The organism is Veillonellaceae bacterium (assembly GCA_012523975.1).
GTDB lineage: Bacteria > Bacillota > Negativicutes > JAAYSF01 > JAAYSF01 > JAAYSF01.
Genome location: JAAYSF010000038.1, coordinates 14,424 through 35,528, shown reverse-complemented (window position 1 = coordinate 35,528; position 21,105 = coordinate 14,424). Strand labels below are relative to the sequence as shown.

General features: G+C 45.5%; 19 protein-coding genes. 18 read left to right on the top strand and 1 reads right to left on the bottom strand.

Features of this window, described 5'->3' with window-relative positions:
* Window positions 1–30 precede the first annotated feature (30 nt).
* Complete coding sequence (locus tag GX348_04895; GenBank protein NLP41525.1) at window positions 31–1,062, top strand: DUF2156 domain-containing protein; 1,032 nt, start codon at window positions 31–33, stop codon at window positions 1,060–1,062.
* 118 nt (window positions 1,063–1,180) lie between these two features.
* Window positions 1,181–2,443: a nickel-dependent lactate racemase gene (gene larA / locus GX348_04890; GenBank protein NLP41524.1), complete on the top strand. Its 1,263-nt coding sequence runs from the start codon at window positions 1,181–1,183 to the stop codon at window positions 2,441–2,443.
* A 169-nt stretch (window positions 2,444–2,612) separates the two neighbouring features.
* On the opposite strand, the gene GX348_04885 is transcribed toward larA, so the two are convergent.
* Window positions 2,613–4,112, bottom strand: coding sequence for a UDP-N-acetylmuramoyl-L-alanyl-D-glutamate--2,6-diaminopimelate ligase (locus GX348_04885; GenBank protein ID NLP41523.1), 1,500 nt, complete (start codon window positions 4,110–4,112; stop codon window positions 2,613–2,615).
* Window positions 4,113–4,223: 111 nt separating this feature from the next.
* Between GX348_04885 and GX348_04880 the strand changes: the two genes are divergently transcribed.
* The 16 genes from GX348_04880 to GX348_04805 all read left to right on the top strand — a co-directional run bounded on the left by GX348_04880 (window position 4,224) and on the right by GX348_04805 (window position 21,102).
* A complete protein-coding gene (locus tag GX348_04880) occupies window positions 4,224–5,048 on the top strand; it encodes a VanW family protein (GenBank protein NLP41522.1) in 825 nt (274 codons plus the stop codon).
* Between the two features lie 43 nt (window positions 5,049–5,091).
* Window positions 5,092–6,114, top strand: a complete 1,023-nt coding sequence (locus GX348_04875; protein ID NLP41521.1) for a SpoIID/LytB domain-containing protein — start codon at window positions 5,092–5,094, stop codon at window positions 6,112–6,114.
* Window positions 6,115–6,185: 71 nt separating this feature from the next.
* Entirely contained in the window at window positions 6,186–6,683 is a 498-nt protein-coding gene (locus GX348_04870) for a hypothetical protein (GenBank protein ID NLP41520.1), read from the top strand.
* A 339-nt stretch (window positions 6,684–7,022) separates the two neighbouring features.
* Window positions 7,023–7,895 (top strand): chemotaxis protein, encoded by an 873-nt coding sequence (locus tag GX348_04865; GenBank protein ID NLP41519.1) that lies wholly within the window; start codon window positions 7,023–7,025, stop codon window positions 7,893–7,895.
* Between the two features lie 45 nt (window positions 7,896–7,940).
* Window positions 7,941–8,813 carry a chemotaxis protein gene (locus GX348_04860; GenBank protein NLP41518.1) on the top strand — a complete coding sequence of 291 codons (873 nt, stop codon included), beginning with the start codon at window positions 7,941–7,943 and terminating at the stop codon, window positions 8,811–8,813.
* A 188-nt stretch (window positions 8,814–9,001) separates the two neighbouring features.
* Window positions 9,002–9,439 carry a DUF1934 domain-containing protein gene (locus GX348_04855; GenBank protein ID NLP41517.1) on the top strand — a complete coding sequence of 146 codons (438 nt, stop codon included), beginning with the start codon at window positions 9,002–9,004 and terminating at the stop codon, window positions 9,437–9,439.
* Entirely contained in the window at window positions 9,429–11,093 is a 1,665-nt protein-coding gene (locus GX348_04850; GenBank protein ID NLP41516.1) for an arginine--tRNA ligase, read from the top strand. Before GX348_04855 ends, GX348_04850 begins: the two co-directional genes overlap by 11 nt.
* A 164-nt stretch (window positions 11,094–11,257) precedes the next feature.
* Window positions 11,258–12,865 (top strand): CTP synthase, encoded by a 1,608-nt coding sequence (locus tag GX348_04845; GenBank protein ID NLP41515.1) that lies wholly within the window; start codon window positions 11,258–11,260, stop codon window positions 12,863–12,865.
* 111 nt (window positions 12,866–12,976) lie between these two features.
* Window positions 12,977–13,909, top strand: a complete 933-nt coding sequence (sppA, locus tag GX348_04840) for a signal peptide peptidase SppA (protein ID NLP41514.1) — start codon at window positions 12,977–12,979, stop codon at window positions 13,907–13,909.
* Between the two features lie 9 nt (window positions 13,910–13,918).
* A complete protein-coding gene (locus GX348_04835) occupies window positions 13,919–14,500 on the top strand; it encodes a YIP1 family protein (protein ID NLP41513.1) in 582 nt (193 codons plus the stop codon).
* A gap of 118 nt (window positions 14,501–14,618) precedes the next feature.
* A complete protein-coding gene (locus GX348_04830) occupies window positions 14,619–16,955 on the top strand; it encodes a hypothetical protein (GenBank protein NLP41512.1) in 2,337 nt (778 codons plus the stop codon).
* Window positions 16,956–17,101: 146 nt separating this feature from the next.
* Window positions 17,102–17,503 (top strand): response regulator, encoded by a 402-nt coding sequence (locus tag GX348_04825; protein NLP41511.1) that lies wholly within the window; start codon window positions 17,102–17,104, stop codon window positions 17,501–17,503.
* Window positions 17,504–17,602: 99 nt separating this feature from the next.
* Window positions 17,603–18,241, top strand: coding sequence for a hypothetical protein (locus GX348_04820; protein NLP41510.1), 639 nt, complete (start codon window positions 17,603–17,605; stop codon window positions 18,239–18,241).
* A 20-nt stretch (window positions 18,242–18,261) separates the two neighbouring features.
* Window positions 18,262–18,909: a fructose-6-phosphate aldolase gene (gene fsa, locus GX348_04815; protein NLP41509.1), complete on the top strand. Its 648-nt coding sequence runs from the start codon at window positions 18,262–18,264 to the stop codon at window positions 18,907–18,909.
* A gap of 121 nt (window positions 18,910–19,030) precedes the next feature.
* Window positions 19,031–19,996, top strand: a complete 966-nt coding sequence (glpX, locus tag GX348_04810) for a class II fructose-bisphosphatase (protein ID NLP41508.1) — start codon at window positions 19,031–19,033, stop codon at window positions 19,994–19,996.
* Between the two features lie 185 nt (window positions 19,997–20,181).
* Window positions 20,182–21,102 carry a peptidoglycan DD-metalloendopeptidase family protein gene (locus GX348_04805; GenBank protein NLP41507.1) on the top strand — a complete coding sequence of 307 codons (921 nt, stop codon included), beginning with the start codon at window positions 20,182–20,184 and terminating at the stop codon, window positions 21,100–21,102.
* The last annotated feature ends 3 nt before the right edge of the window (window positions 21,103–21,105 follow it).

Genomic DNA, 21,105 nt, shown 5'->3' with positions numbered 1-21,105 from the left:
TTAGGAAAGTCCTGCCAAATTATAATCGTAATGTCGAAATTGGTGAATTTTGTATTTATACTGTACCTTTTGCGAATTGTGTGTAATATAATAGAATGGTACGGTGCGTTATTTGCGCCGATAGGAGGGGTTATTATTAATTTTCAGCCAATTAAATTAGACGATAAACCAGTTTTTGATAGCTTTTTTCGCGCACGCCGCTATGAGAATGCGCATTTTAATTTTACGAACCTCTTTATGTGGCGTCATGCCTTTAACATAGAGTGGTGTACTGAGGCAGGCTTTTTATTAATAAGAGCAGCTTGGGGCAAGGAACAATTTGCACTGCAGCCGTTTGGTCCGGAGGCTGAATTAGGGAAGGCCATTACGATATGGGAGGATTATTTCAAACAAAATAACCTACCGTTTATCATTAGCGGAATAGAGAGCGGAGCTGCCCTTCAGTTTGAAAAACTCAGACCAGGGTTTTTCAAGTTCCACGAAGATCGGGATAATTATGATTATATTTATAGCGCCCAGGATTTAATAAATCTTAAAGGCCGCAAGTTCCATAGTAAAAAGAATCATTTCAATAATTTTAAAAAAGTGTACAGCAACTTTGTTTATCTGCCCTTATCTGCTGAGTTAGTCGGACAATGTGTTGCCACCGCCGCCGATTGGTTTGAGAAGAAGACCGATACGATTAAAAATGAGCTGATTGATTATGAAAAAAACGCGATAATTGAAGCGCTTACCAACCAGGAATACTTAGACCTTACCGGCGGTGTTATCATGATTAACGGCACTGTCGAAGCGTTTACCTTTGGGGAACAGCTTAATGCCGATACTGCAGTTATTCATGTCGAAAAGGCTAATGCTGATATTCGCGGCATATACCCCGCAATTAACCAGCAGTTTGTAAAACATGCTTGGTCTAAAATGCGTTATATTAACCGCGAAGAAGACATGGGGCTGGAAGGTTTGCGTAAGTCTAAGCTTTCATATAACCCAGTTAAGTTTGTTAAGAAGTATGTGGTGACCATTAGAGATCAAGAACAAGACCGTAAATTAAAGCAATCTTAAAAAAATAGTTACAACTAAAGTCTTTTTTTCACAATTGGAAATCGGAAGGAATATTCGCGCTAATAATCAAAATAATATAATAAGTATCGTGTTTGGAAAAATTTCAGAGGTGATAATCATGAAACAGGTTAAGTTAGCGTATGGTAAGGGGCATGTTGTAGTTAATGTGCCGGATAATGCAGAAGTAATCGAGCCTCGTCATTTAGACGGTTTGGCTGATGAAAAAGCGGCAGTAATCAAGGCAATGCGAAATCCTTTTGGCACCCGACCGCTCAAGGAAATGGTCAAGGCGACCGACACAGTCGGTATTGTAATTGCCGACCTGACTCGTCCTACTCCGAGTCATAAATTGGTACCATGGATTATGGAAGAACTTTCTCATGTGCCGCGGGAAAACTTTGTCGTCATCAACGGATTAGGCAGTCACCGGGCGAACACTCGTGAAGAATTAATTCAGATGTTAGGTGAAGATATAGTTAATACCGTAAAAATCGTTCAAAGCGATGCATTTAATCCGGACGAGCTGTCTTATGTAGGCACTAATAGTTATGGTTCAAAAGTATACCTAAATAAAACTTACGTAGAATGTGATTTCAAAATTGTAACCGGTTTCATTGAGCCGCACTTCTTTGCCGGATTCTCAGGCGGCCCCAAAGGCATCTGCCCTGGTATATGCAGTATTGAGACTATTCTTGACTTCCACAATGCGCAAATGATTGGTGATCCTAACAGTACTTGGGGGACTATCGCCGGGAATATTCTGCAGAATGCTGCTACCCAAAACTGCCTGATGGCCAAGCCGCAGTTTATGCTCAATGTCACTTTAAATGGCGACAAAGAAATTACCGATGTATTTGCTGGCGATGTAATTGAAGCTCATCGCATTGGTTGTGAATTTGTTAAGAAACATGCTATGTATGCAGTCGATGAGCCATTTGATATTGTCATTACAACAAACTCAGGCTATCCGCTTGACCAAAATCTGTATCAGACTGTTAAAGGAATGAGCGCCGGTGCTGAAATTGTCAAGCAGGGCGGTGCGATAATTGCAGTTTCGGAATGTTCAGATGGCTTGCCGAACCATGGTAACTACGCGGATATTCTTAAAGCAAGAAAAACGCCGCAAGAACTCCTCGATATGATTAACGAACCGTCTTATCGGTTATTCGACCAATGGGAAGCGCAAAAGCAGGCGATGATTCAATTAAAAGCTGATTGCTATTTGTATTCGTCACTTGATAAAGAAACCGTTAAACAAGCTATGCTAAATCATGTAGAAGATATAGAAGATACTTTGAAACAGCTCATGGATAAGTATGGCCCGAATGCAAGAGTAGCTGTTCTGCCACTAGGACCGCTGACTATTCCATATGTAAAATAAGCTGAAAATCGCAGCCGTACCTGGCTGCGATTTTTTTTAGTCTACCAGAATTTCTAACTATAAATTCTCGCGACATAAGCGCAAGCCCCTGGCTTGCGCTTTCGCTGAAGCTCGGCGCTAGGCCGGGTTTTCTAATTTAGACATTTTATGATTACATTTTCAGCAAAAGTTAAAGTGCGCTGGCCAATTTGTGGGCAGTTAGGGCATCCGAGTACAAGGCGTGAGGTTGAGGTGAAGACGATGCAGTAAGCGCGGTTAAAATATCCCGGCCGGCGTCCATGCCTTGCGCGCCAAGCAGCGCCAGAAGATCATTCGGTCTGCTCTGAGTTAAAGCTGATGATATTGCTGATTCAAGACTGGAAAAATATGTATACTCAACTTGTGAATGATTAAGCGTTTTAATGAAAGCAGCTTTCTCGTCAAATTGGACGGCGTCGCTACTGTTGACGCTGCCAACACTTGCTGTAATCGCCAGTGAAAAACCCAGCTTTTTCTGGTAGTCTGCCAACACTTTTGCATTTGCCTGATTAATGGCGGCGCCGCGGTTGCCGCGAATGGCATTTACAACAAATAGCCGGCGGCAGCGAAAGGTCGGCAGTGAATTAAGCACGGCGCTAATGCTGGCAGGATTAAGCGCAGTGTCATCAATTACCGTCCTGGCGTTTAAATGAAAAATATTCATGCGTCGTTCGACGCAGCGAAAACTAGCGAGGGCTGCTGCAATCGAGGAAACAGGAACACCATGAATAATAGCGGCGGCAGCAGCCAATAAAGCATTCTCAATATTATGAAGGCCTGGTACCGACAGATTAACGGTGATGCGTGTAGGGGCTAACCTTTGTCCGGTAACTGTTACGAGTTCGCCAAAACTGAGTTCAAACCGGCTGGTGTAAGCATGGGTGCTGATTGCGCTTGCGGTGATATCGGCTTTGGTATTGACACCGGCTGTAATAAGTCTGCCGTCAAACCCGGAGGCAATCGTCCGGCAGCAGGGGTCGCCTATGTTTATAATAAGCGGAGTATCTTTACCTAACAGATTAATAAACGCCTTTTTGGCGGCAAAATAACTGTCAAAATCGCCGTGAAAATCAAGGTGGTCGGGGCTAATGTTGGCTAGGATACCGCAAGAAAATTGGAGCGTGTCGACTCGGTGCATTTCTACGCCCTGGGCAGAAACTTCCATGGGGACATGGGTGACACCGTTTGCCCGCATTTGGGCCAGATAGTTATGGAGGCTGATAGCATCAGGCGTAGTCAGACGGCTGGGAAACGACTGCTGGCCGGTGTTCACCTTTACGGTACCGATCAGGCCGCATTTTAAGCCTGCATGGCTGAGGATTTGCTCAAGCATATAGGTTATAGTTGTCTTGCCATTTGTTCCGGTTACGCCGATTACGGAAAGGTCACGTGATGGCTGATTATAAAACCGGGCTGATGCTTCAGCCAGAGTCTTACGGGCATTGGCCGTAACTATGACCGGAATGCTGAGAGGGGGCGGTGGCTGGTCGGTTACAATGGCTATCGCCCCGTGCCGTACAGCCTCTTGAACGTATTGATTCCCGTCCGTCAGGCGACCTTTTAAAGCAAAAAAAATATCTCCGGGTTTGACTTGGCGTGAATCGCAGGTAATGCCTGAAGCCTTTTCGATTAATTCGAATAGTGTGCTCACTATTTCACTTCCTTTCGGCTTGCTAAAAAGCCAGTATCATAGTATTAAGCTGCGTGGCGAAAAGTGAGTAAAAAGGCAGTCGGTTTCGAATAATAAGCGAGGGTGAATTTTTTGCAAAAGATTATGGTAGTTGTCCTGTTAGGTATGGTCTTAGCATTAACTGGTTGCAGTTTAAATAAACCAGCTCCTAAGCCGGAACCACCGAAGGTTCAAGAAGGGGTAACACTGAACGGAACGGCTATTGGTAATCTGTCTTTAACCGAGCTAGAGGCTCTCCTAGCCAAAACCGCGGCTGAAAGCTATATCGCTCCGATAAACGCCGGGTTTGATGAAAATGGAGGAATATCTCAAAGCCGCAAAGGCCGGCGGCTTAATACCGGTGCAGTAATAGCACAAGTTATGTCGGCGCCGCCCTACAGTCATATTTCATCAGTCTATCAGGATATTTTGCCGTACATTACTACTGAGAGTTTAAATGCCGCCAATAAGGCGGGGAGTTATACAACGCCTATCCTAGATGGCCAGCCTAACCGGATGCACAATATTAAATTGACGGCCAAACTGATTAATAATAGCGTAATTGATTCCGGCAGCGAGTTTTCCTTTAATAAAGTCTCCGGTGAGCCGACTGCTGAACGCGGTTTTAAAGAGGCAACAGTTTTCGCCGATGACGGGCGGCATGAGCAAGGTATCGGTGGCGGCATGTGCCAAGTCTCATCTACGCTGTATAATGCGGCCTTAGCTATGGGACTGATCATAACTGAACGCCATCCGCATTCGCAGCCAGTCGATTATGTACCGCCCAATCGTGATGCTACGACATATACCGATAAAGATTTGCGATTTATTAATAATACAAGGCAAACTCTTATTATCAGAGCTTTTGTTTCCGGAAAAGAGCTGACAGTTGATTTATTCGCGCTGCCACCACAGTGAATACAACCTAAAATTTCATGCATACTAAGACTGAGGTGGGAGAATGCAAAAAAGTCGCAATTTAAATGCCGCAATAATTATAATTCTAATTATCGCAATTGCTACGGGAGCATACAGTCTATTGCGTTCTCCTGCCCCTAAGCAGCCTCCTGAGACCCCGCCGGCCCCTAGCACTCCGGCGCCGGCACCAGCTCCGGCTGACCCCATGCCGGGCGTACCCAAGTTTGATACTGGGAAATATAAGACTGAGCCAGTTGTTTCGGTATATAGGTACGACAGAGGCACGATTGAAAGCATGCCGCTGGAAAAATATCTTGAAGGCGTAATTGCCAAAGAAATGTTCCCGGATTGGCCACTTGAGGCTTTGGCTGCCCAGGCTATCGCCTCGCGCACCCTTACAATCAGCGCTATTGAAGCCGGAACAATCAGAAGATTGCACGGTACCGACGTAAGCACCTCGAAAGAAGAACTGCAGGCTTATGCTCCAGAAAAAGTAAATGATAAGGTCCGTGAGGCTGTTAGAAAAACCCGGGGACAAATAATCCTCTATAACGGTACGCTGGTTAATGCCATTTATAGTTCCTGCAACGCGCAGGTCGGAGCTACTAAAGAAGAAAGTTTTCCAACCGAAATCCAACACCCAACGCCCTATTTTCAGCCGATAGCCGATAATTGTTTCGAGTTTGCACCGGCTGAGCAGTGCAACTGGACGGTCAAGATACCGGGGAATCAGGTGGCAGCCGCAATAGGTTATAAAGGCGACCCCCGTAATATAACAATCCTAGAACGGGGGCCATCAGGCCGGATTTTATATATCGGCGTTGGCAATACAAAAATTTATGGTTCCGAGTTTCGCAAACGTATTGGTTATGATCGGCTTAAATCAACATTAATTACTGAGATGACTTATGATGGCAGAAATTTTACTTTTAAAGGAAGGGGCTGGGGAAATGGCGTTGGTTTATGCCAGTGGGGAGCCTATGCTGATGCGCAGCATGGTAAGACCGCTGCGGAAATGATTACCCACTATTACCCCGGTGTTGTAATAACTAAACTTTGGGATTAGATGCACGAAGGGCGCAGAGCACCAACCATTACTTTGTTACCCTTCGTTTTTCTGTCAGGAGGTTGATAATAATGCAGTCAGCCAAGCAAGAATATCCGCCGCGCCGATATCTGTATCGGCTGGCGGAAAATCCGCACGAGTCGCCGCTCTGTCAGATCGTTGTCAGTAATAGTGAGGCTCTGGTTGAAATTCGCAATACTCCCTTTCGTAAAAGTATCGAGGCCGAGAAGGCGATCGCCGCAGATATGGAAAAGTTGGGATTCCTCCACTCAGTCACAAATCGTAAATATGAAAATTTGTTTAAACGCGGCTTGAACTTTGAGATAGACTTTTTTCACCCGGAACTGCAAATTGCCGTCGAAGTAGAAAAAGGTGAAATAAATAATATCTGGAAGAATATCTGCAAGTTTGCCGAGTCACCTGTTATAACACATGGTGTCCTCTTGGTTCCCGTTATCAGACAGGGACAGCAAACGAAGATGGATTTCTATGATAATACAATCAAACGGTTATGTAATATTGAGCATCTGTTCAGCTTTATCAAGAGTTTGCTAATTATTGGTTACTAATTTTTCAGTTTATTTTAACGCGGGCAAGCAAGAAATCCGCGTTTTTTGCATATTATTATAATGGGAGAGGCAGCCCAACGGCGCTTCATCCCGATTAGGCGCCGCTGCTCCAGAGCAGCGGCGCTACGGCTTTTTTTAGTATAGTTATATTCTGGAAAAAGACGTGAAAAATGAAAAAACATTGTCCATAATGCAGGATTTCTAGTGGCTTTGTGGAAAGATGTATAAAAAAGGAAAAGGATTAGGCGGAATCTCGATAACAAATTATCTAGAGCGGCCTACAAGAGTCTTCGTAGGTTGCTAACGCTCATAAAATTATTACAGAGAGAGGTGTAGGACATGGCTAGCTACAGCATTCCCACTGAGCTTGCAAGTGAACTTGTGCAATTTATCAAAGGTAAAACTGGTTACAACATGATTATCTGCAATGAGAATGGAACGATAATTGCAGATTGTGTAGGCGGAGCTCGAGTTGGTACTACGCATGCTGGGGCTCAAAAAATTGTCCAGGGTCTTACCGATTATTATGCTGTAACGGCTGAAGAGGAAGCACAGAACCCTAACGTTAAAGAAGGCTACAACTGTTTGATTGAGGCTGACGGCGAACGGATTGGATCATTTGGAATCGGCGGTCCGATTGATATTGTTAAACCACTCAGCCAAGTGGGCGCCGCCGTTGTTGCGGCCCGAGTCAAGGAAGATTATCAACGGCAGGCTGTAGAGCAAGTGGTTTCTAATGTTTCTACCAATGTGCACCAAGCGGCAGCTGCTGTTGAAGAAATTTCAGCGTCCTCCGAAGAATTAGCGTCCACTACCGATAGTGTAGTTAAGCTTTCGGAGGATTCTGTCAAGAAAGTTAAAGATACCGAGAAAATTCTTGATATGAGCCGCGGGATTGCGACCCAAACGAAACTTTTGAGTTTAAATGCCTCAATTGAGGCCGCCCGCGCCGGTATACACGGCCGGGGCTTTGCTGTAGTTGCCCAAGAAATGCAGAAACTTGCGCAAAACAGTGCCGACGCAACTGAAAACATCAATAATATTCTTAATGAAATTCAACTGGCAATTCAAAAGGTCATTGAAGGCATTCATCAGACGGCATCTATTTCAAGCGAACAGGCCCATGCGATGCAGGATATTATTCAGATGGTCGAGTCTGTTCAAACATCGACAAGCAATTTAGTAGCTATTTTTGAGAAAGAATCCAAATAGCAATATATCTTAGCTTAAATCCACAGAACAAAGAGGGGTTAGAATATGGCTAATTACAAGATTCCCAGCGCGCTTGCAGGTGAACTTGTCCAATTTATTAAAGGTAAAACCGGTTATAATATGATTATCTGTGATGATACGGGAACAGTAATTGCCGACTGTTTAGGCGGAGTACGGGTTGGCACTAAGCATGCAGGAGCGCAAAAGATTGTTCAGGGACTTATGGACGATTATACAGTGACGCCGGAGGAGGCCGCGCAAAACCCTAATGTTAAAGAGGGTTTCAGCTGCCTGATTGAAGCTGACGGCGAACGGATCGGTACATTTGGCATTACTGGTCCTATTGAAATTGTTAGACCGCTTACGCAAGTAGGTGCAGCCGTCGTATCGGCCCGGGTGAAGGAAGATTATCAACGAATAGCTGTTGAACAAGTGGTTGCGCTTGTTTCGAACAATGTCCACCAAGCGGCGGCTGCGGTAGAAGAAATTTCGGCCTCGTCGCAAGAGTTGGCGGCAACCACTGACGGTGTAGTAAAAGTATCACACGAAGCTGTGAGAAAAGTGAAAGACACCGGAAAGATTCTGGATATGAGCCGGGGCATTGCTACTCAGACCAAGCTTTTGAGTCTTAACGCTTCCATTGAGGCTGCCCGCGCCGGCGTGCATGGCCGCGGTTTTGCAGTTGTTGCCCAGGAAATGCAAAAATTGGCCCAAAACAGTGCTGACGCAACTGAAAATATCAATAAAATTCTGCAAGAAATTCAAGATGCAATTCAAAAAGTAATTGAGGGCATTAACCAATCTGCTTCGATTTCAGCTGAGCAAGCTCGCGCTATGCAGGATATTATTCAAATGGTAGAGTCAGTCCAAGTTTCGACTAGCGAGTTAGTTAACCTTTATCAAAAAGACAGCAAGTAAGTTGTTTATTTGAGTTTTTTGCATCTATTTGCATATACTAACAATGGAAAAATGACGCGACAGTGCCGTTTGTCCCATATTGGACAAGCGGCGCTTGGTTTTTGACTAAAGAAAACCTTTTCACTTAAAAAGTTGGCAAGCCTTTCCGAGTAGGTTATAATATATTCGTTGTTGAAAGGTGATATATTATGGATAATGTTGTAGTAAAGATTATTGGTGTGCAAAAAGATATTTATGGTGAGGAAACTTGCATCGAAACAACGGTCTTGGGACGTTACTATTTAAAAAATGGCGTTCACTATCTTACTTATATTGATGAACCGCTTAGTAGAGAAGGCTTTCAGACAACTACTTTGCTGAAGGTTTATTCTGACCATATTATTCTGGCCCGTACGGGCAATGTAGAGCAGCGGCAGGTGTTTCGGCTCGGAGATAGGACAAGCAGTACATATGCTACGCCTTATGGCAATATGGAGCTTTCTATCTTAACCCGTCAAATCAAGGCCGACTTTAGAGTAGCCTCAGGGGCGATTGATATTGCTTATGATCTAGAAGTGGACGGACAATGGCAAAGCGAGAATGTTTTATCGATAACCATTCAGGAGGGACAAAACTTTGGACATTAAGGAATTAGTTAAGGAGGCGGTTCGGCAGGCTGTAGAGCAGGCCATAAGTGACGGAGTTATTACTTTAAGCGAGATGCCGGAAATTATTCTCGAAGTGCCGCCCCAGAAAGAGTTTGGCGATTTTGCGACCAATTTTGCCATGCAGGCAGCGCGGGCGGCTCGAACCAATCCTCGTGCTATTGCAACCGCTCTTGTGGAACGGCTTAAAGCTAGCTGGTTGGACAAGGCTGTTATCGCCGGACCGGGATTTATTAATTTTTACTTAAAGCCTGAGTGGCTGTATGAAAAACTTGAAAGTATTCTTGCCGAGGGAAAAGAATATGGCAATACTAAGGCCGGACAAGGCGAACGCATTCAAGTCGAATTTGTCAGCGCCAATCCTACTGGACCTCTCCATGTTGGGCATGGCCGGGGGGCAGCGGTAGGCAGTGCGCTGGCTAATTTATTAAAAGCCGCGGGCTATGATGTTGAAAGCGAATACTACATAAATGATGCTGGCAATCAAATTGATAATCTGGCAGCATCGGTCAACGCCCGCTATCTTGAGCTGTTAGGTCAAATGGTAGAGTTTCCCGAGGACGGCTATCATGGCCAAGATATTATCGACACTGCCCGGCGCTTAATTGACAAAGACGGCTCAAAATATCTCGATATGCCTGAGCAGGACCGTCTAGCCTTATTTAAAGAACTGGCATTGCAGGAAAAACTTGCAGCGCTCAAAGAAGACCTTGCTGCATTCAATGTCGAATTTGATGTATGGTTTAGCGAACGTACCCTGCATCAAAGCGGCGCTATTGATGAAACCTGCGAGACGCTTAAAGCCAATGGCAATATGTATGAAAAAGACGGGGCTTTATGGCTTAAGGCCACAGCATACGGCGATGACAAAGATCGTGTAGTCATTAGGGACAATGGCGTGCCAACTTATTTGGCTGCCGATATTGCTTATCATCGTGATAAACTACAGCGTGGGTTTAATAAACTGATTAATATTTGGGGTGCCGACCATCATGGCTATATATGCCGGGTAAAAGCCGCCATTGCCGCCATGGGATATCCTGCCGATAGCTTAGAAGTGTTGATTTTGCAGATGGTGAGCCTGTATCGTGACGGTGAGCTTGTTAAGATGTCAAAACGGACCGGTCAGAGCGTTACTTTATCTGAGCTTATTGAGGAAGTTGGGCGCGATGCCGCGCGGTTCTTCTTTATAATGCGCTCAATTGATAGTCAGCTTGATTTTGACCTTAATCTTGCTAAATCGCATTCAAATGAAAATCCGGTTTATTACATCCAATATGCGCATGCCCGGATTTCCAGCATCTTCCGCCAGGCTGCTGAAGCCGGTGTAAACTACAAGGGCCATGCAAATGCTAAGCTTAATATGCTTGTTGAAGAAAGTGAAATAGACTTAATTAAAAAAATGGGCAGTTATCCTGACGAAGTATCGGCCGCTGCCCGGGAGCGGGCTCCGCATCGTATTGCCCGCTATGTACATGAACTCGCCGGATTATTCCACACTTTCTATAATCAGTGCCGGATAATCGGTGTGGAATCTGAGCTGCAAATTGCGCGACTGGCCCTAGTTGAGGCTGTCCAGAACACTATTCGTCATGCTCTTGGTATTTTGGGTATTGATGCCCCTGATAAAATGTAAATCTGCCTTGACACTATTTAATTCCAAAGTGTACAATTACGGGCAGGGCTTCGGAAGAATTTTACCCTTGCTCGTTAGGGTATAATACTGCTGATAGGACATTCGGATTTCCGGACTTCGCCGATTTGCCGGTGCAAGTCAAGTTTGTAAGGAGGACGTTAATTATGGCAAAATATATATTCGTGACCGGGGGGGTTGTGTCTTCACTTGGCAAAGGCATTACTGCGGCTTCCTTAGGGCGATTGCTAAAAAATCGTGGACTTAAAGTCACCATTCAGAAATTTGATCCCTACATCAACATTGACCCCGGGACAATGAGTCCGTACCAGCACGGCGAGGTCTTCGTTACTGAAGACGGCGCTGAAACTGACTTGGACTTGGGGCATTATGAGCGGTTTATTGATATAAACTTAAGCAAAAGCTCCAATGTAACAGCCGGTAAAATTTATTGGTCGGTAATCCATAAGGAGCGTAAAGGCGACTATCTTGGCAGTACTGTCCAAGTTATTCCCCACATTACCAACGAAATTAAGGAACGAATCTACCGCGTTGGTAAAGAAGATAATGCCGATGTTGTCATTACTGAAATCGGCGGCACTGTCGGCGACATCGAAAGTCTGCCGTTTTTAGAGGCAATCCGCCAAGTGAAGAAGGAAGTCGGCAAAAACGGCGCTTTATACATACATGTAACGCTTGTACCTTATATCTCGGCGGCCGGCGAACTTAAAACCAAACCAACCCAGCATAGCGTAAAAGAGCTTAGAGGGATCGGTATTCACCCTGATGTTATTGTCTGCCGGACCGAACATGAAATCTCTGACGAAATGAAAGAAAAATTGGCTCTCTTCTGCGATATTGATGTCGAGGCCGTAATTCAGAATAAAAATGCCTCAACGATTTATCAAGTCCCGCTTATGATGCAAAAAGAAGGACTTGATACCATTGTAATGGATAAATTAAACCTTTCTGCCGGTCAGCCGGATATGACTGAATGGGAAACAATGGTGGACAAGATTCTTCGCCCGATCCATAGCGTAAATATTGCTATTGTCGGCAAATATGTCGCGCTGCAGGATGCCTATATGAGCGTCTCGGAGTCCTTGCGTCATGGCGGTATCGCCAATGATACTGCCATAAACATAAAATGGGTAAACGCTGAAGAAATTGAGAACAAGGACGTCGATCTGAAGGATTACTTCGATAATGTTGACGGCATCCTTGTGCCGGGAGGATTCGGTGACCGTGGTGTAGAAGGCAAGCTAAGGGCGATTGAGTATGCGCGGGTTAATAAGATTCCATACTTCGGTCTGTGCCTGGGTATGCAGTTGTCTGTCATTGAATTTGCCCGCAATGTTTGCGGCCTAACCAATGCCCATAGCAGTGAATTTAATCCCGATACTCCGCATCCTGTTATTGACCTTATGCCAGAACAGGTAGACGTTGCTGAAAAAGGCGGCACAATGCGCCTTGGTGTTTATCCATGCAAGATTATGGAAGGCACTCTAACCTATCAAGCCTATAAAGACGAGATCGTGTATGAACGGCATCGTCATCGTTTTGAATTTAATAATGCTTATCGTGAACAATTGACCCAAGCCGGACTGGTTATAGGCGGGACACTGCCAAACGGGCGTCTGGTGGAAATTGTTGAGGTGAAAGATCATCCTTGGTTTGTCGGCACTCAATTTCATCCGGAATTTAAATCGCGTCCGACTAATCCGCACCCCTTATTCAGAGAATTTGTGAGAGCAGCTCTGAAAAATAAGCAGTAATGGGCAAAGCCGTCGGACTATCCGGCGGCTTTATTTTTTTGAAGCCAAAGCTGTTCCCAAATGTGTAGCAGGCGAAGTTTAGGAACAGGCTTTAATTAAGGGAGGTATATAATGTTCAAACGCACAGTAGTGCTGGCAATTGCGGCGGTGGTCCTTTTTTCTATGGTAGCGGTAGCATTTGTTGCGCCCATGGTTAGGAATCGGAATGTGGCAGCCGGGCAGGGTAAAATTGCTGTTATTTACGTTGAAGGTGTAATAATGGGCGGTCGTGGACAAAGCAGTCTGCTTAGGGAGTATGGCGGTACTGACCTTGTTATTAAACAATTGCATGAGGCTCGGGATGATCAAAGTATTAAAGCTGTTTTGCTGCGCATTAACAGTCCGGGCGGCAGTGCACCGGCGTCACAGGAAGTAGGTGAAGAAATTAAAAAACTGCGGGCAGCGGGAAAAATTGTTGTTGCATCGATGGGTGATGTCGCTGCTTCCGGCGGATACTGGCTGGCTGCCTGCTCTGACAAAATATATGCTAATCCCGCAACTCTGACCGGTAGTATAGGTGTCTATATGCCGTATTCTAATTGGGAAGAGCTTTATAAGAAAATTGGCATTAGACAAGAAAAAATAAAAAGCGGAGAACATAAAGACATATTGTCACCTGAACGGCAGATGACAGATGAAGAACGAGAAATTATTCAAACCATGGTCGACGATATGTATAACCAGTTTGTAGCCGTTGTTGCCGAAGGCCGCAAAATGGATCCGGTGCGCGTCCGCCAGCTTGCTGACGGCCGGATTTATACCGGTAATCAAGCAAAAGAGTTAGGTCTGGTTGACGAACTTGGCAACATGTATGACGCAATCGATGGGACAGCCAAGCTCGCCGGAATTAAGGGCAAACCGGAAATAAAGGAGTACGGCCGAGTTAGTCCGCTAGCTGTCTTGCTAGGTGCTAATGAGCAGATACATTTTGATAAATTGCTGTTTAAACAAATAAATGAAGGCATGCCGATAATGGCGCCGCTGGCCATGCCAGAAAAGTGGTAGGTGGAGGAAATGGGATCATTTTTTGAAACATTATATGATGTGCTATTTCAGCCGCGTACCGCAATGCGGCAAATCGCCGCCGACAAACAGCTAGGTCAAGCGTTAGCTGTTGTTTTGCTTAGTGTTATTATTCCAGTCTGGGCTGTTTATTTCGGGTTAAAGACGGCCGGGATGCAGCATGCTTTCGGAGTTTTTGTTATTTTGCAGTTGGTTGGGAGTGTCGCTGCGTGGATTATGGGTGCTGCGCTGTGGCACCTAATTGCCGAGATGGCGGGCGGTAAGGGCACAGCAGTAGGGTTGTTAGCCGCCCTTGGCTTTGCCCATCTGCCGCGAATTTTCATAGTTCCATTATGGGTGGTAGCAGCGCTTATGCCAGCCGGAGGCAGGCCGCTTGTTATGGGGATGACCGGGCTGATAATTGCTGGTTGGGTGCTGTATCTTGATGTTGCGGCCTTGAAAGAGGCGCATGAGCTGTCCACAGCTAAAGCATTGCTGGTACTGCTGGCGCCGCCGCTAGCCATCTTTGCGGTCATAACGGCAGTAACGATCTTCATGGGAACAGCTTTCATCAAAATGCCATTCCCCGCTTGAGAGGAGTCCCGCAGGGCGGGGTTTGTAATTCGCCATAAAGACGCTTTGGGGGTCTGATGCTGTTCAGCCGTTCGTTTAAGTGTCTCGCGACACATACAACAAAAAAGTGGAGTATGATATGAGATACCGAATGATTGTATTTTTACTATTGCTGCTAATACTTGCAGCGCTGGCCGGCTGCGGAACACTTCCAGCTTCGGAACCTGTAGCCGGGCTGCGGCCTAATGAAGAGGACAAACTGACTGCTTGGAAGGTTCACGGCAATCTTATCCAACAGGGTGAGGGCAATACCTATCGTGTGTTGTCTGGTGATAAGTGGAACAGTGGGACGATGCTGGAACTTGCTGCCGGTGGAAGCGGAAGCTTAGAGTATTCCGTTGAAGGCGCGGCGGGACCGAACGCTTTGGCCAAATTTCATCTGCAGTTTTTATCGACTCAGGGGACCGGCCGCCTCAAAATCAGCTCGGTAGATAGTCAAGGCAAGATTATTTCGACGGTCGGCTGGGTGGTAACCGGACAATTGCCTGCTAATTCGAGTACAGTCAAATGGATTGACATCCGCTCAAATACTAACTATAAAGGTGACTGGATGCAGGCGGTTTATAATATTACTGATATATTTACCGAGCAGTTTACTGCGCAGCACTCGGGAAATGTCGGTAAGTATCGCTTAAGTGTCGAGGTTGGTCAGGGGCAGCATGCCTTAATTAAAGAATTTGCTGTAGGGCACGATAAAGAAAAGTCGGTAAAAATCATGCCGGCTGAACCTCAAATTGCTGCCAATGTGGGTGACAAGATTGAGATAAGGGCGGTAGTTCATAACGATAATAAAGCAGCTGTCCATAATATCGAAGTTATGCTGCTTGAACCATATGGCTTTGGTGTCACTACGTCAAACGCCGTAAAGGCTATTGAGATATTACAGCCGAATGAGAGCCGGGAACTGATCTGGCAAGTCAGCGCTCAGCGAGCAAACAGTGTCAACTTAAACAAACCGTGGCAAGTTGGCTTTGCTATTAATAACGTAAAAACTGCTGCAATTGTCAAAATAGATATTACTGACCTGCGGCCCGGTAAAGTCTTTTATGTTATGACCGAAGATTTGGAGCCGATTGATTCGGCTGGTTATCCAGTTGACTGGGGCAATAAAAACGGTTGGCTAGACTCTGAAGAGTATATCGTCCAACTTGTGCATAAAGCCGAAAAGCTTAACAGGATTGCTGAACTTCATGGAGCTAAGTGGACCCACTATATTGCCTGGCCGGCAGTCAAAGCAGCCGAGTGGGCGGCATCACAGTCTAAAGATGACAATTGGCAGAAAGCCGTAACGGCTATCGAACAATCAGTACGCCACCAAAGTGAGCGAGGACATGAATACGGCATTCATTTACATTCTGATTATGATCCTTATTTACCAGGTAATGTGTTATCGTATAACCCGGCTGTGGACGGGCTGTGGGCAAATCATTTAAAGCATGGCTGGGCACACTCGACTGCTGATGAGGGTGATTTCAATGATCATACCAGCCGGGTAGGAATGCTTTATTCCTATCAGCGAATTTTGGATCGGCTTGCCAGCGCTTCAAGGCAAGGTCAAATCCTGACAGCCAGAGCCGGGTCATTTGATTTTGGCAATGGCAGTGAGGACGAGTTAAAAAGTACTGCAGCCTTTAGAAAAACGGGTTTATGGGGTTCTAGCGACGCTGATGGCAATGCCGGCGGAGTAACGTCGGCCGACTACGGTCAGGAAATTTACTTTGCGGCCCCGGATGATATCAATACCAGGGCAACAGATTTGCAGCAACTTGGCGTTGTTGAATTTAAACCGACGCCGCGCGCGTTTATCTGCTATGATAACCAGACAGCAGCCGTCATGAATAGCAAAGCTGATCAAGGTATGGCCTACTTTACCGTTGATGGCCAAGTCCAGCCAGGCGTTCATGCGATTGTTGGCTTTACTCATGCTATGTTCATTATGGGGCAAGGTGATTGGAAAAGTCTGCAAGGCGGGCAGTTTGATGCTATTAATGACCATTTAGCTTATTTAAAAGCAGCTTATGCTGATTCGGGGCAGCTGGTTTTTGGGACAGCGACCGAGCTGGTGGCAGCATATCTGGACTATTACACGCCTAAACTAACAGCTGTATACGGAGAATGTTTAAAATCCGGCAATTGGATTAGCGAGTATGCCATTAATATTCTTGGACGGGATATTGTCATTGATCAAAACCACCGGCATAATGTATCAGTCAAGTATCCGCTTTATTACCGTGACGATGCTTACCGAATCAGCATCTTGAAAAACGGTGAACAAATTTATTCGACATGGGCGCTGCCGACCCCTTATAACGACATCGAATTTACTGTCGATGATGCACAGGCAAAGTATACAATGAGAATTTATCATAACAATATGCTGTTTTGGTTGGTGGATAAGATTGGTTTTGGGCGGTAAAAAATAAGTTTTAGTAAGATATTCTAAAAAAATCGCCCAAAATTTTGAAAATAATACGTTCTTACCAAATTATAGGAGGATATTTGTCATTGAGTGCGAATAAACATGTACTAGGACAGTAAATTGAGAAATAAGGTGATCAAAGGATGGCTAATGCTAATTCAAAAGTTTTAGTAATTGACGATCAACCTGGTATTAGGCGGTTATTAGTCGAAGTTTTAGCTGAAGAAGGCTATACTGTATTTACCGCCGCAAATGGTTACGAAGGCGTGCAGCAAGTCAAGGACACTAATCCGGATTTAGTGCTAATGGACATGAAAATGCCTGGTATGGATGGAATTGAAACGCTGCGGGAACTAAAGCGGATTGGTAAAGCCGACCGAGTTATCATGATGACTGCCTATGGTGAATTGGAACTTGTTAACCAAGCTCAGCAGCTTGGAGCGTACACTTATATTACCAAGCCTTTCGACATAATTAATTTGTGTCAGATGGTCAGCCAGCAGATTGCCGGCACCGAAGTATCACGTCAATTGAGAATAGGATAATTTTTAGCATCCGCGGGTTAAACCAGCGGATGCTTCAATTTTGCATGCAGGATTTTTTTCCTCTTTGGCGAAAAGATTAGGCAGAAAGGGGGATTGAAAATGATCATTGGTACGGTTGCCACATTGGCGCTTTATTGTCCTCGATGCGGCAAAATTCAGAATCATGATATTTCGCGGTTTGCAATGAAAAGTTCGATGCGGCTGGATCTTAGCTGCAGCTGCGGCCAAATTCAGGCAACGCTTACCGCTTGCCGGCACCAATATCTGCTCAATATCCCTTGCTTGCTTTGTCAGACAAATCACATAATACGTCTAAACAAGAAAGAATTCTGGCATACTAATTTTGACAAAATTTATTGTGCTCAGGAAAACCTTGAATTGGGCTTCATTGGGAAGCGGAACGTTATTGAAAAAACGATTGCTGACCATAAGCGTGAGTTTGATAGCATTATTCATGAAATGGATTTTGATGATTATGGTGAATATATTGAGAATCCGTCGCTTATGTTGGAGATACTGAACAGGGTCCATGATATTGCTGAGCGTGGTGGAATTTTCTGCCGTTGCGGCAGCAGTGCTGTCGAGATTAACCTTCTGCCCGATGGCATTGCGTTAAGATGTATTCATTGCGGCGGACATAAAATTATTGACGCCCGGCGTGAACAGGATTTAGCCCTGATAAACTCGCTTGAAGTCATTGAACTTATTGCCGAGCGCCGTTCCCACCAAAAGCAATAATATCGGTTAGGAGGAGGAAAATGAAATTTTTTATTGACACTGCTAATATTTCAGAGATCGGGGAGGCAGCATCTCTGGGAATAGTAGCAGGTGTAACGACCAATCCTTCACTGATTGCCAAGGAAAAGCGCGAAATAAAAACGGTTATCAAAGAGATTGCCGCCCTAATTGACGGACCAATTAGTGCGGAGGTAGTTTCGACAACATCGGCTGATATGATTCCCGAAGCCCGAGAACTGGCTAAAATTGCTGATAATGTCGTAATCAAAGTGCCTATGAACGCTGAGGGGCTAAAAACAGTAAGGGCGTTAAGCGCAGAGGGAATAAAAACTAATGTTACCTTAGTTTTTTCTGCGAACCAAGCTTTGTTGGCAGCCAGAGCAGGAGCAACTTTTGTCAGCCCGTTTATTGGCCGTCTGGACGACATCAGTGAAGACGGCATGGAGCTTATCAGGGTGATTGCTGATATTTTTGCTATCCATGGTATTGATACCGAAATCATTGCGGCAAGTATTCGCCATCCGATGCATGTTACTAAGGCTGCTTTGGCTGGCGCTCATATTGCGACTGTGCCGTATAAAGTTATTACAACGATGCTTAACCATCCTCTTACTGACGCAGGAATCAAGCGTTTTCTTGAGGACTGGAAAAATGCCAATATGAGCTAAAATGGGCACTTATTAGGTAAATGCCTCTAACAAACGGCAATATTGTCCGTTTGTTTTATTGAGCAAATACTGCTAGTATATAAGGTGGCGCAAGCTACTGATATGCAGGAGGTAATTTTAAATGGATCGTGAGTTATCGCTTGAGTTTGTCCGCGTTACTGAAGCGGCCGCTATTGCCAGTGGCCGTTTAATGGGCAAAGGAGACAAAATTGCAGCTGACCAAGCGGCAGTTGATGCTATGCGGGCTGCTTTTGACAGCGTTAATATTAGTGGTACTGTTGTAATCGGCGAAGGTGAAATGGATGAAGCGCCGATGCTCTATATTGGTGAAAAAGTTGGGGCTGGCGGGATTGAAGTAGATATTGCGGTTGATCCGCTGGAGGGGACCAATCTTGTCGCTAAGGGCCGGCCGGGGTCAATTGCCGTTTTGGCTATTGCGCCGCGGGGTGGTTTACTCCATGCCCCCGATATGTATATGAATAAAATTGCTGTTGGACCAAAGGCGGCAGGAAAAATTCATATCGATGCCCCTATCAAGGAAAACCTGAAGGCAGTAGCATCGGCCCTGAATCGCGCTGTTGAGGATCTAACTGTCGTAATCCTTGACCGCGACCGCCATTCCAAAATGATAAAGGAAGTTCGCGATGCTGGGGCGCGAATCAAGCTAATCACCGATGGTGATGTTTCACCGGCTGTAAGTGTTGGTATCGAAGGCTCAGGTTTACATATGATGCTGGGTGTCGGTGGAGCACCGGAGGGTGTAATTGCCGCGGCTGCTCTTAAATGTTTGGGCGGAGATATGCAGGGCAAGCTTTGGCCGGAAGATGACAATGATGTTCAACGGGCCCTCAGAATGGGCATTACCGATATCAATAAGGTTTTAAAAATTGATGATATGGTTCACGGCGAAGACGTCTTTTTTGTGGCCACCGCCATCACCCAAGCAGATATGCTTGAAGGTGTGCGTTATTTTGGCGGCGGAGCTCGGACACATTCGATAGTGATGCGTTATAAAACAGGCACGGTTAGATTTGTTGATGCAATCCATAAATTTGACCGTAAGCCGTTCGTGGTTAAACTCGCTTAGCCCATTTTATCTATTATTGAACCTTTTTAGGGCGGGCTCTGAATCCCGCCCTATTTTAATGCTTTCCATTTGGATAAAAATTCCAATATTGTCAGAAAAGCTTCCATTAATCCACATTATGCATAATTTGGTTAAAAAGTACTTATGCTAACCACGCAGTTACGAATAATACCGGAGGAGATGCAATGAATTTAGCAAAATTCAAAAGAAAGCCATTGCTTTTTTTAGCAGCGACGCTTGTCTTAGCGGTAACTGCTGTAGCTATAACTCCGCTGCCGCAGCAGAGCCGTCCTTTAGAGGCTCAAAACGTCCAGTCTGCATCGGAAGATAGCTCTGTCGAGGCTGAAAAGCCCGAAAAGGCCGAAAGCGCTGCTACCGCCATAAAAACTCACACCGTTAGTGAGGGTGAAACATTAGAGGTTATTGCTGCCAAGTACAATATTGATGTTGATACAATCAGAGGCGCAAACCCTGATACTGACGAAAACTGCCTGCAAATCGGCGAACGACTGACAATATTGCCGCAAAAAGGCATTATTTATACCACAGATATGGGCGACACTCTATGGAGCATTGCTAATGCTTATGGCGTTGAGGTTGCGAAAATTATAACAGCCAATAGCAAGGATTCGGAAGACCTTAGCATTGGTGAAAAGCTGTTTATTCCGGGGGCAAAGCCGCAGCCTAAGGCAGAAACCGTTGTGGCCCGTGCCGATTACCAAGTATCCCGGAGTGCCCCAGCCCGATTCTTGTGGCCGGCAAGCGGCTCACTAACTTCATCATTCGGCTCTCGCTGGGGTCGACTTCACGCCGGCATTGACATTGCCAATGATATTGGAACATCCGTAAGGGCGGCCATGGCTGGGCGAGTAGTATCTGCCGGCTGGCTGAGCGGTTATGGCTATACAATGGTCATCGAACATTCACACGGCTACGAAACACTGTATGGGCACTTGTCAGAGTTTGCGGTAGGACCAGGTCAGTATGTCCGGGCCGGTCAGACGGTGGCCTATATGGGTAATACCGGTTATTCTACTGGGCCGCACCTGCATTTTGAAGTTCGTAAGAATGGGCGGCTGATTAATCCAAGCAGCGTTTTGCCATAAATG

What these genes read in the sequence shown, in the direction of transcription:
- GX348_04895 (NLP41525.1), top strand. Translation starts at nt 31, where the DNA reads ATGTCGAAATTGGTGAATTTTGTATTTATACTGTACCTTTTGCGAATT.
- larA (NLP41524.1), top strand. Translation starts at nt 1,181, where the DNA reads ATGAAACAGGTTAAGTTAGCGTATGGTAAGGGGCATGTTGTAGTTAAT.
- GX348_04875 (NLP41521.1), top strand. Translation starts at nt 5,092, where the DNA reads ATGCAAAAAAGTCGCAATTTAAATGCCGCAATAATTATAATTCTAATT.
- GX348_04870 (NLP41520.1), top strand. Translation starts at nt 6,186, where the DNA reads ATGCAGTCAGCCAAGCAAGAATATCCGCCGCGCCGATATCTGTATCGG.
- GX348_04865 (NLP41519.1), top strand. Translation starts at nt 7,023, where the DNA reads ATGGCTAGCTACAGCATTCCCACTGAGCTTGCAAGTGAACTTGTGCAA.
- GX348_04860 (NLP41518.1), top strand. Translation starts at nt 7,941, where the DNA reads ATGGCTAATTACAAGATTCCCAGCGCGCTTGCAGGTGAACTTGTCCAA.
- GX348_04855 (NLP41517.1), top strand. Translation starts at nt 9,002, where the DNA reads ATGGATAATGTTGTAGTAAAGATTATTGGTGTGCAAAAAGATATTTAT.
- GX348_04845 (NLP41515.1), top strand. Translation starts at nt 11,258, where the DNA reads ATGGCAAAATATATATTCGTGACCGGGGGGGTTGTGTCTTCACTTGGC.
- sppA (NLP41514.1), top strand. Translation starts at nt 12,977, where the DNA reads ATGTTCAAACGCACAGTAGTGCTGGCAATTGCGGCGGTGGTCCTTTTT.
- GX348_04835 (NLP41513.1), top strand. Translation starts at nt 13,919, where the DNA reads ATGGGATCATTTTTTGAAACATTATATGATGTGCTATTTCAGCCGCGT.
- GX348_04830 (NLP41512.1), top strand. Translation starts at nt 14,619, where the DNA reads ATGAGATACCGAATGATTGTATTTTTACTATTGCTGCTAATACTTGCA.
- GX348_04825 (NLP41511.1), top strand. Translation starts at nt 17,102, where the DNA reads ATGGCTAATGCTAATTCAAAAGTTTTAGTAATTGACGATCAACCTGGT.
- GX348_04820 (NLP41510.1), top strand. Translation starts at nt 17,603, where the DNA reads ATGATCATTGGTACGGTTGCCACATTGGCGCTTTATTGTCCTCGATGC.
- fsa (NLP41509.1), top strand. Translation starts at nt 18,262, where the DNA reads ATGAAATTTTTTATTGACACTGCTAATATTTCAGAGATCGGGGAGGCA.
- glpX (NLP41508.1), top strand. Translation starts at nt 19,031, where the DNA reads ATGGATCGTGAGTTATCGCTTGAGTTTGTCCGCGTTACTGAAGCGGCC.
- GX348_04805 (NLP41507.1), top strand. Translation starts at nt 20,182, where the DNA reads ATGAATTTAGCAAAATTCAAAAGAAAGCCATTGCTTTTTTTAGCAGCG.